Raw genomic sequence first — 10,081 nt, forward strand, 5'->3', positions numbered from 1 at the left:
CGGCGGCGAGGCGCTACGCGGCCGAGGGGTGCCCCGGAGCACGGGGACGAGGACGACCGGCCGCATCCGGGTCGATCTGGCGAGGCATTCGGCGACTTCGGGAACGGGCCCGCAGGCCGGCCCACCGCGGCCCGGCACCGGGCGCGCCCGCCCGGTCGTGCACCCGGGCCGCCAGCACCACCGCGAGCAGCACCAGGGCGGTCAGCGCGGCGCCCGCCAGCAGGTCGGCCGGTCGACCCGCGAGCAGCGTGAGCTGGGCGAACGCGGACATCCACGCGACCCCGACATAGCCCAGCAGCACCGGCACGGGCCCAGCATAGGACCCGCTGTCACGTCACCCGGCCGAATCCGGCGGCCCGCCCCGAGTACGAGCGCCGCCGCCACGTTTCCCGGCATCGCCACGTTGGGTAACCAACGATGGACCAACGCGGACGGACCGCGAACGGTAGGAACGGACGGGTGATGTCGATGACCGGTCAGGTGGCAGAGGCGCCCAGCGACATGGCTGCGGCGACCGGGTTGCTCACCGTGGGTGTCGAGGAGGAGTTCCTGCTCGTCGACCCGCACACCGGGGCCGCGGTTCCGGCCGTGGACCTGGTCATGGAGCAGGTGCCGGCCGAACTTCGCGGGCAGGTGGAGCGGGAGTTCCAGACCAGTCAGATCGAGATCGGCAGCCCGCCCGGCCTGGAGCTCTCCTCGATCCGGCACTCCCTCGGCGTCCTGCGTCGGGCGCTCTCCGACGCCGCCGAGCGGGCCGGCGTACGCCTGCTCGCCATCGGCACCGGCCCGGTGGACGGCCCGGTACCGCCGGTGGTGGACAAGCCCCGCTTCGACCGGATGATCGAGCGATTCCGGCTGCTCGTCCCCGGCCCTGGCAACAACGGCATGCACGTACACGTCGGGGTGCCCGACCCGGACACCGGCGTGCAGGTGCTCAACCACGTACGGCCGTGGCTGCCGATGCTGCACGCGGTGACCACCAACTCGCCGTTCTCCCGGGGCGAGGACACCGGCTACGCCAGTTGGCGCTCGGTGGAGTGGGAGCGCTGGCCGTCGGTGGCGCCGACGCCGTTCCTGGAGTCGCACGAGCACTACCAGCGGCTGATCCGCCAGTTGATCTCCAGCGGCGTGATGCTCGACGAGGGGATGCTCTACTGGTACGCACGCCTGTCGGCGAAGTACCCGACGGTGGAGCTGCGGATCGGCGACGTCTGCCCGTCGGTGGACGACGCGGTGCTGGTCGCCGCGCTGGTCCGGGCACTCGTGGCCACCGCCATGGCGGACGTCGAGGCCGGCCGGCCGGCGTTGCAGACCGACCACCACCTGCTGGTCGGCGCGCACTGGCGGGCCGCCCATGACGGGTTGGAAGGCGAGGCCGTCGACGTCACAACCGGTGAGCTGCGCCCGACCTGGGAGCTGTTGGACCGGTTCGTCGAACGGATGCGGCCGGCGCTGGAGCAGCACGGCGACTGGGCCGAGGTGACCGACCTGCTGGGTGGGTTGCGCCGGCAGGGCAGCGGCGCGGCTCGGCAGCGCGCGGTGTTCGAGCGCACCGGCCGACTCACCGACGTGGTGCAGGACGTCGCACGGCAGACCCGCGGCTGATCACGGCGTGACAGGATGAGCCCGTGGCCCAACGGCTGATCGTCATCGGCGGGGACGCCGCCGGAATGTCGGCGGCGTCCCAGGCCCGACGCCGCCGTAACAGTGGCGACCTGGAGATCGTGGTCTTCGAACGGGGCAACTTCACCTCCTACTCGGCGTGCGGCATCCCGTACTGGATCAGCGGCCTGGTGCCCGGCCCCGAGGCGTTGATCGCCAGGACCCCGGAGACGTTCCGCACCGAGTACGCGATGGACGTCCGGATGCGCCACGAGGTCACCGCCATCGACCTGGAACGCCGCGAGGTGGTGGCGCGGGACCTGAAAGGCGGCGGCGAGGTCCGCGAGCGCTTCGACGACCTGATGTACGCCACCGGCGCGGTGCCGGTGAAACCGTCGTGGGCGATCACCGACGCGGGCGGCGTGTTCGGCATGCAGACTCTCGACGACGGTGCGGCGTTACGCGACTGGCTGGACGCCGACCCGCAGCCGCGCCGGGCCGTGGTGGTCGGCGGCGGGTACATCGGCGTCGAGATCGCCGAAGCCCTCATCCAACGCGGCCTCGCGGTGACCCTGGTGGAGGCCGGCGAGCAGCCCATGTCGACTGTCGACGCCGACATGGGCGAGCTGGTCGCCGAGGCGATGCGCGGCCTCGGCATCACGATCCGCGGCAGCCTGCCGGTGACCGGCATCGAGGAGCGGGACGGCCGGGTGTCCGCCGTGGTCACCGCAGAAGGGCCGATCCCGACCGACGTCGTGGTCATGGGCCTGGGCGTACGCCCCAACGCCGCGCTCGCGGAAGCGGCCGGGCTGCCCCTCGGGCCGACCGGCGCGATCCGGGTGGACCGTCGGATGCGGGTGCCCGGGCACCTCGGAGTCTGGGCGGCCGGTGACTGCGTCGAGACCCTGCACCGGATCAGCGGGTTGCCGGTGCACGTGCCGCTCGGCACGCACGCCAACAAACAGGGCCGGGTCGCCGGGATCAACATCGGTGGCGGGTACGCCACCTTCACCGGCGTGATCGGCACGGCGGTGACGAAGGTCTGCGACCTGGAGGTGGGTCGGACGGGTCTGCGCGAGCGCGACGCCACGGCCGCCGGCTTCGAGTTCGTCTCGGTGATCGCCGAGTCGACCAACCGGGCTGGCTACTACCCGGGCGCCCGGCCGATGACTGTCAAACTGATCGCCGAGCGCCCCAGCGGCCGGTTGCTCGGCGCGCAGATCGTCGGATGGTCCGAGGCGGCCAAACGGATCGACTCGCTGGCCGTGGCGCTGTGGAACGGCATGACGGTGGACGATATGACACAGCTGGACCTGGGCTACGCTCCGCCGTACGCGCCGGTCTGGGATCCGGTGCTCATCGCCGCCCGAAAAGCGGTCGACGCGCTCGCCGCCCTCGACCGTTGACAGGCGCCCGCCGTGGAGGACCACCCCGTGACCCAGACCCCGACCCGGCCGACAGTGCGTCGGCGTCCCACGATGGTCGACGTGGCCCGGCGGGCCGACGTCAGCCTGAAGACGGTCTCCCGGGTCGTCAACGACGAGCCGGTGGGGCAGGAGTTGGTCGGCCGGGTGCTGGCCGCGATCGCCGAGCTGGGCTTCCGGCGCAACGACATCGCTCGTAACCTGCGCTCCCGGCAGCTCAACGCCACCGTCGGGCTGCTGATCGAGGAGATCGCCAACCCGTTCTACGCGACGATCGCCAGCGTCGCCGCCGAGATCGCCGCCGCCCACGGCACCATGCTGATCACCGCGTCGTCGGAGGAGGACCCGGAGCGGGAACGCGCCCTGCTCCAGGACTTCACCCAGCGTCGGGTCGATGGCCTGCTGGTGGTGCCGGCGGGCCTCGACCACTCGTTCCTGCGTCGCGAGGTCGAGCTGGGCATGCCAGTGGTGTTCCTCGACCGGCCGCCGCAGGGGCTGCAAGCCGACGCCGTGCTGTTGGACAACCGGGGTGGCAGCCACGCCGGGGTGAGCGCACTGCTCGCGGAGGGACACCGACGGGTGGGGCTGCTGCTCGGCGCGCCGAGCGTACCCACGATGCGGGAGCGGCTGGCCGGGGCACGGGCGGCGCTGGACGCCGCCGGGGTCGCGCCGGACGAGTCGCTGATCCGCGAGCGCCTCATCGCTCCCGAGGAGGCCGGTCGGGCTGTCGCCGCGCTGCTCGACCTGCCGGAGCCGCCCACCGCGTTCTTCTGCGCCAACAACCGGCTCACCGTCGGCGCCCTCCAGGAGCTGCACCGGCGGGGCAGCGACGCCGCGCTGGTCGGTTTCGACGACTTCGAGCTGGCCCACCTGATGCCCCGACCGCTGACCGTCGTCGCGTACGACACGAGGGAGTTGGCAAGGGTCGCCACCGAGCGCCTGTTCCAACGAGTAGCCGGAGACGACACTCCCCCGTCCACGACGGTCCTCCCCACCAAACTGCTACCCCGAGGCCTGGCCTAACCCGCGCCTCACGCCCTCGCCCCGCGCCCGCGCCCGCGCCCGCGCCCCGCGATCTTGCACTTTCGGTTGCCTACTTGAGGCAGATAGCCCCTTTTGTCTGGGCAGAAAGTGCAAGATCGCGGGGGCAGGGCAGGGCAGGGCAGGGTGGGGTTAGGTTGCGGGATGTAGGAGGGCTTCGACTTCGGCGCGGGTGGGTGGGTTGGCGCCTCGGCGGGCGCAGGTCAACGCGGCCACAGTGGCGGCCTGGCGGAGCACCGCACCCCACTGCGGCCCGGTCACCGCGGCGAGCCGGTCGGCCGGCCGGTCACCGAGCGCGTCGAGGTCGGCCAGCGCGGCCAGCAGGCCACCGGTGAACGAGTCGCCGGCGCCGACGGTGTCGACCACTGTGGTGCGGACCGCCGGCTCCTCGTGCAGTGAGCCGTCGGGCGCGAGCAGCCAGGCGCCGTCCCCGCCCCGGGTCACCACGGCGCAGGACACGCCGGCCGTACGCCATTCGGTCATCACGTCGGCCACCGAGCGGTCCGGGTAGAGCCAGGCCAGGTCCTCGTCGCTGGCCTTGACCAGGTGTGCGAGGTGAATCTGGCGGCGTACCCGCTCCTGCTCCGCCGCCCGATCGGTGACGATGCTGGGGCGCAGGTTGAGGTCGATGGAGATGGTGAGCCCGTCGCGTTGGCGTTCCCGGGCGAGCAGGCCCTCCAGCGCGTCGGCACCGGGCGCCAGCGCGAGTGCGAGGGACCCGGTGTGCAGCGCGATCGCCGGTGACCCGGCCAGCTCGGGCAGCTCCTGCGGCGTCCACTGCCAGTCGGCGGCACCGGCCAGCCGGAACTCGTAGCTGGCCTGCCCGGCGGCGTTCAGGGTGGCCACGGCCACCGACGTGGGATCCTCAGCGCGTACCGCCCACCCTAGGTCCACCCGGTTGGCGCTCAGATGCTCGACGAGTTGTCGACCGTACGCGTCGCCGCCGAGTCGGGCCAGCAGCCGTACCGGCTGGTCGAGCCGGGCCAGGGTGACCGCGACGTTCGCCGGGGAGCCGCCGGGCACGGCCCGCTGCCCCTCGGCGGTGACGACAAGGTCGATCAGCGCCTCGCCCGCGACGACGATCACGCGGTCACCTCCCCCGGTGCGAGCGGGCCGGGGCCGCCGAGCCCGTCGGCCGCGCGGGACAGCAGTACCGCCTGGTAGGCGTGGTAGACGTCGGGTCGGCCGTGCCAGACCGTGTCGGCGGGCAGGTTCTGCGCGTCCAACTCGTGCCGCCAGCCGGTCTGGTCGATGAGGCTGCGTCGGGCGTACGCCCAGAAGACCCGGTACCAGTCGAGGTAGACGGTGTCGCCGGTGCGGCGGTGCAGGGTGATCGCCGCACCGATGGCCTCGGCGAGAACCCAGTGCATCCGGGAGCGCACCACGGGCCGATCGTCCCAGTCGATGGTGTAGACGAAGCCGTCCGTGCCGTCGACCGCCCAGCCGCGACGCACAGCCGCAGCGAACAGGGCACGGGCGTCGGTGAGCAGCCAGCGGGGTGGCTGCGGCAGCACCGCCTCCAACTCCAGCAGCAGCCGGGCCCACTCCAGCCAGTGCCCGATCGTGGAGCCGTAGGGCCGGAAAGGGTCGGCGGGCTGGTCCCGGTTGTAGTCCGGCAGCGGCGTCCAGTCGGTGGTGAAGTGCTCGGGCAGCCGCCAGTCGTGTCGGGCCGCCTCACCGTGCACCAGGTGGGTGGCGATCCGCAGGGCCCGGTCGGCCCAGCTCGCGTCGCCGGTGGCGGCGGCAGCGGCGAGGTACGCCTCGACCATGTGCATGCTGCTGTTGGCGCCCCGGTAGTCCTCGGTGACCGTCCAGTCCCGGTTCCACGATTCGCGGACCGCGCCGGCGTCGTCGTCCCAGAACCGGTCCCGCACGACGGTCAGCGCGTCGGCGAGCAGCCGGTCCGCGCCGGGCCGTCCGGCGCGCGCGGCGCTGGAGGCGGCGAGCAGGACGAACGCGTGGTCGTAGCCGGCCTTGCGGTCGTCGACGGGCACTCCCTGCTGGTCCACCGCGCCGAACCAGCCGCCGTACCGGTCGTCGCGCAGCAGCGTGCTGAGCGCGGCGATCCCGTGGTCCACCAGGGCGGCGGCGTCCGGGTCGCCGCCCTGGTGGGCGAGGGCTGCCACGTGGGTCATCCGGCAGGTGATCCAGGTGTGGATCGGTTCGCCGCGGTCCGGGGTGCGGTCGTCGCTGAGCCACCAGAAGCCGCCCTCGGGCCGGACCGAGCGGCGGGCGGTGTCGAGCAGCGTCCGGGTCTGGGCGACGAGGAACTCGTCCAGATCGGGCAGGTCTGGTGACCTCGCCGGAGCAGGGGTCGTTGCGGCGTCGGATCGGGGCACGTCGGTCATTTCAGCTGGTCACCGTCGGGTAGGAAAGGGACATACGGCCAGGATCGGCGACGGACCGGGTCCGCGCCGCAAAACCGCCAACGGTACGCCACGAATCGACTGGTCACGGTCGTCCGCAGCGGGAGGCTTTTCCTCCCATTTGCCCGTTGACATCGTTGTCACCGTTCAACCCTGCTCCGGCAGCCGGCCGACTGTCAATTCCGGCTGCGTCACACCGCCCCGGGGAAGCTCCGGTCAGTAGTAGTCGTCGATCGGCCGGCGTGCCTCGTCGAACAGCGCCGGCCCCTCGTAGCGGACCGGGGGCAGCGGCGGCGTGGCCGGCTTGACCTCCTCGAACTGCTCGGTGGACAGCGCGTACACCACCCGCCCGAGGCCGGACCGGTCGATAGCGGTCGCGCACATCGGGCAGGGCTGACAACTGGTGAACATGGTGGTGCCGGCGGCCACCTCGGGGGAGAGTTCCCGAGCCGCCCAGCGGGCCAGCTTCAACTCAGGATGGGCGCTGATGTCGGCGTCGGAGACCACTGTGTTGTGGTCCTCGATCAGGACGACGCCGGCCGCGTCGACCAGCAACGAGCCGAACGGCCGTTCGCCGGAAGCCCCCGCCCGCCTGGCGATTTCCACGGCGTGGCGGAGAAACTTCTCGTCGTCGGGGGTCATCGGTCCTCCTGGGTTGCGTGATGTGCGGCCACTGCCGCAAGGGTCTGCCAGGCGCGTTCGGGCTGGCGGATCTCGGTCAGGTCGCCGTTGAACGGGTCCAGTACCACCGTCTCCGCGCCGAGCGCACGAAGCTTGTCCAGGTCGGCGACGATCTGATCGATGGTGCCGACACCAGCGAGCCGGTCCGGGTCGGAGATCGGTTCTCGGGTCTCCTGGAGCGCGATCCGCGGCACCAACGCGGGCACCGGGCGACCCAGCTCGTCGGCGATGTCCGTCAGTCGTCCGACCGCCTCGGTCAGCCGTGCCGGCGTGACCCGCAGCGGGTGCCAGGCATCGCCGAGCAGTACCGCGCGGCGCATGCCGGCCTCGCTGTTGCCACCGACCCAGATCGGGATCGCCGTCCCGTCGTAGTCGTCGGTGTCCTGCCAGGCCGCGCGCATCGTGTGCAGGTACTCGTCGGTCAGCGCGCCGCGCTGCCGGAACGGCACGCCGAGCGCCTCGAACTCCTGCCGGGCCCAGCCGACACCGACACCGAGGACGAGCCGGCCGCCGCTGAGCCGGTTGAGGTTCGCCGCCATCCGGGCGGTGAGCAGCGGGTGCCGGTACGGGACGATGAGCACAGTGGTGCCCAACCGAACCCGGCTGGTCACCCCGGCCAGCCAGGACAACGTGGTGAACGGCTCGTAGAACGGCGCCGGATACTGCTCGGCCACGTCCGGGGTCACCACGATGTGATCGGAGACCATCAACAGGTCGAAGCCGAGACCCTCCACCGTCTGCGCCCACCGACGCAGCACGTCGGGGTCGGTGCCCGGGGCGAAGTTCGGTACGTTCACGCCAATCTGCACCCGCCCACGCTAGCCACTGTGGACTGGTGTGTGAACGCCGTGGCCCTACTGAATCACCTGGCAGCCGGATCGCGGTACGACTGAGGAGGGCCGGATGGATCTGCCCGACGGACTCGACTGGGTACGCGGATCACCCGCCGGTCGCGCCTGGTTGGCCGCACTCCCGACGTGGCTGACGGAATGCGCCGAGCGCTGGTCGCTGCGGGTCGGCCCACCCTTCCGGCAGGCGTACGCGTCACTGGCGCTTCCCGCCCGGCTGCCCGACGGCACCGCGGCGGTGCTGAAGCTCCAGTATCCCGACGAGGAGAGCCGGTACGAGGCCGACGCGTTGGCCCACTGGGACGGTGCAGGGGCGGTCCGTCTGCTCGCCCACGACCCCGGGCGGCGTGCTCTGCTGCTCGAACGCTGCCAGCCCGGAACTCCCCTGCACGACCTTCCGCCGGACCGAGCGCTGGACGTGGTGATCGGACTGCTCCCCCGGCTCTGGCTACCGGCCGGCGCGCCGTTCACCCCGCTGGCGCAGGAGGCCGCCGGTTGGATCGACCGGATGCCCCGGGCCTGGGAACGGGCCGGCCGGCCGTACGACCGGCGGCTGCTCGACGCGGCGCTCGACCTGATCTCCGGCCTGGCGTCGAGCCAGGGCGTGCAGGTGCTGGTCAACCAGGACCTGCACGCCGGCAACATCCTCGCCGCCGACGCGCTCCCCGGTGACCGAGGGCCGTGGCTGGCGATCGACCCGAAGCCGCTGATCGGGGAACGGGAGTTCTCCGTCGTACCGATGGTGCGCGGCCCCGAGTTGGGCCACTCACCGGCCGCCGTCCGGCATCGACTGCACCGGCTCAGCACCGAACTGGGGCTCGACCGGGAACGGGTCCGGGGTTGGACGATCGGGCACACGCTGTCCTGGAGCGTCGCCGACGACCTCGTCGTCCCCGAGAAGATCGAGGTGGTCCGCTGGCTGCTCGACGGCGGCTGAGCTCCGGCGCGGCGATCACGGGGTGGTGGTGCCCGTCCCAGTCCCGCGATCTTGCACTTTCTGTCCCGACCTACTGCGCATATCCACCCATTTCGACAACAGAAACTGCAAGATCGGCGCGGGGTGGGGGGTGCGGGGTGCGGGGTGGGGCCGGGGGTGGGGCTGGGCTCAGCCGGGCTGGCAGGTACGGCACCAGTAGAGGTTGCGGCCGGCCAGCTCACCGCGGCTGACCTCGGTGCCGCAGACGTGGCAGGGCGCGCCGGGGCGGCGGTAGACGTACACCTCGCCGCCGTGCCGGTCCACCCGCGCCGGCCGACCCATCGCCTCCGGCAGGTGCGCGTCGCGCACCGTGTCGATCCGGCCGTGCTCGACCGCGAGTTGCATCAAGCCGACCAGGTCGGCCCAGAGCGCGTCCCAGCCCGCCCTGCTCAGCAGCCGGCCGGGCATCGTCGGCGACAACCCGGCCCGAAACAACGCCTCGGTCACGAAGATCAACCCGGTGCCGGCCACCACCGACTGGTCGAGCAGCAGCGCGGCCAGCGTCGTGGGGCTGCGCGAAATCCTGCGGTACGCCCGCTCCGGGTCGGCGTCGGCGCGCAACGGGTCCGGCCCGAGGCGGTCCCGCAGCGCGCCCACCTCGGGTGGGGTGAGCAGCTCACAGGCGGTGGGCCCGCGCAGGTCGAGCCAGTGCCGGTCGCTGGCCAGCCGCAACCGCACCTGACCGATCGGCTCCGGCGGCTCCCCCGGCCCGTCGGTGAACTTGCCGTACAACCCGAGGTGTACGTGCAACGTCAGCTCGTCGGCGTAGTGGTGCAGCAGGTGCTTCCCGTACGCCTCGGTGCCCTCCAGCACGGTCCCGGAGAGCCGGGCGGCACCCTCGGCGAAGCGGCCCTGCGGGCTGGCGGCGTGCAGCTTGTCCCCGGCGAACAGCTCGGCGTGCCGGGCCGCCAGGCGATGGATCGTGTGTCCCTCTGGCACAGGTGCCAAGGATAGTCAGCCCCGCCCGACCGGGCCGCACGCCGATCGACGCGGGCCCGGTCCGTCGCTCCCCCGCAGTGATCGACTCGGGTTTAAGGAAGTCGCGGTGTCCGCCGAGGCGGGGGCCCCCCCCACGCCGCACACCCCGGAGAGGCAACGGGCGGGTGGGGGCGCGCCCGGACCGGTGGTGGGACCGAACCCCCG

General features: G+C 72.4%; 10 protein-coding genes. 4 read left to right on the top strand and 6 right to left on the bottom strand.

What is annotated here, in order from left to right:
* Positions 1–13: 13 nt before the first annotated feature.
* Entirely contained in the window at positions 14–307 is a 294-nt protein-coding gene (locus AB0K35_RS04635) for a DUF6412 domain-containing protein (protein ID WP_238670574.1), read from the bottom strand.
* 161 nt (positions 308–468) lie between these two features.
* On the opposite strand from AB0K35_RS04635, the gene AB0K35_RS04640 reads away from it, so the two are divergent.
* From AB0K35_RS04640 to AB0K35_RS04650, 3 genes are all read left to right on the top strand, one after another.
* The gene (locus AB0K35_RS04640; protein ID WP_238670575.1) at positions 469–1,605 is read left to right on the top strand and encodes a glutamate--cysteine ligase; all 1,137 of its coding nucleotides are present in this window, start codon (positions 469–471) and stop codon (positions 1,603–1,605) included.
* Between the two features lie 23 nt (positions 1,606–1,628).
* Positions 1,629–3,008 (top strand): FAD-dependent oxidoreductase, encoded by a 1,380-nt coding sequence (locus AB0K35_RS04645; protein WP_238670576.1) that lies wholly within the window; start codon positions 1,629–1,631, stop codon positions 3,006–3,008.
* A 72-nt stretch (positions 3,009–3,080) separates the two neighbouring features.
* Positions 3,081–4,049 (top strand): LacI family DNA-binding transcriptional regulator, encoded by a 969-nt coding sequence (locus tag AB0K35_RS04650; RefSeq protein ID WP_363884479.1) that lies wholly within the window; start codon positions 3,081–3,083, stop codon positions 4,047–4,049.
* A gap of 150 nt (positions 4,050–4,199) precedes the next feature.
* Here AB0K35_RS04650 and AB0K35_RS04655 read toward each other — a convergent pair whose 3' ends face one another.
* From AB0K35_RS04655 to AB0K35_RS04670, 4 genes are all read right to left on the bottom strand, one after another.
* Positions 4,200–5,153 carry a carbohydrate kinase gene (locus AB0K35_RS04655; protein WP_363883808.1) on the bottom strand — a complete coding sequence of 318 codons (954 nt, stop codon included), beginning with the start codon at positions 5,151–5,153 and terminating at the stop codon, positions 4,200–4,202.
* Positions 5,150–6,415 (bottom strand): AGE family epimerase/isomerase, encoded by a 1,266-nt coding sequence (locus AB0K35_RS04660; protein ID WP_363883810.1) that lies wholly within the window; start codon positions 6,413–6,415, stop codon positions 5,150–5,152. The genes AB0K35_RS04655 and AB0K35_RS04660 overlap by 4 nt, the downstream gene beginning before the upstream one ends.
* 234 nt (positions 6,416–6,649) lie before the next feature.
* Positions 6,650–7,075: a nucleoside deaminase gene (locus AB0K35_RS04665; protein WP_238668154.1), complete on the bottom strand. Its 426-nt coding sequence runs from the start codon at positions 7,073–7,075 to the stop codon at positions 6,650–6,652.
* Positions 7,072–7,923: a TIGR03619 family F420-dependent LLM class oxidoreductase gene (locus AB0K35_RS04670; protein ID WP_363883812.1), complete on the bottom strand. Its 852-nt coding sequence runs from the start codon at positions 7,921–7,923 to the stop codon at positions 7,072–7,074. Before AB0K35_RS04670 ends, AB0K35_RS04665 begins: the two co-directional genes overlap by 4 nt.
* A gap of 94 nt (positions 7,924–8,017) precedes the next feature.
* Here AB0K35_RS04670 and AB0K35_RS04675 point away from each other — a divergent pair, with 94 nt between their 5' ends.
* Complete coding sequence (locus AB0K35_RS04675) at positions 8,018–8,899, top strand: aminoglycoside phosphotransferase family protein (protein ID WP_363883814.1); 882 nt, start codon at positions 8,018–8,020, stop codon at positions 8,897–8,899.
* A gap of 168 nt (positions 8,900–9,067) precedes the next feature.
* Here AB0K35_RS04675 and AB0K35_RS04680 read toward each other — a convergent pair whose 3' ends face one another.
* Positions 9,068–9,877: a DNA-formamidopyrimidine glycosylase family protein gene (locus AB0K35_RS04680; RefSeq protein WP_238668157.1), complete on the bottom strand. Its 810-nt coding sequence runs from the start codon at positions 9,875–9,877 to the stop codon at positions 9,068–9,070.
* Positions 9,878–10,081: the final 204 nt, after the last annotated feature.

The sequence above is a fragment of the Micromonospora sp. NPDC053740 genome (genome assembly GCF_040677775.1).
Lineage (GTDB): Bacteria > Actinomycetota > Actinomycetes > Mycobacteriales > Micromonosporaceae > Micromonospora > Micromonospora alfalfae.

Coding starts and splice junctions, on each gene's coding strand:
- AB0K35_RS04640 (WP_238670575.1), top strand. CDS start 469: ATGACCGGTCAGGTGGCAGAGGCGCCCAGCGACATGGCTGCGGCGACC.
- AB0K35_RS04650 (WP_363884479.1), top strand. CDS start 3,081: ATGGTCGACGTGGCCCGGCGGGCCGACGTCAGCCTGAAGACGGTCTCC.
- AB0K35_RS04660 (WP_363883810.1), bottom strand. CDS start 6,415: ATGACCGACGTGCCCCGATCCGACGCCGCAACGACCCCTGCTCCGGCG.
- AB0K35_RS04665 (WP_238668154.1), bottom strand. CDS start 7,075: ATGACCCCCGACGACGAGAAGTTTCTCCGCCACGCCGTGGAAATCGCC.
- AB0K35_RS04675 (WP_363883814.1), top strand. CDS start 8,018: ATGGATCTGCCCGACGGACTCGACTGGGTACGCGGATCACCCGCCGGT.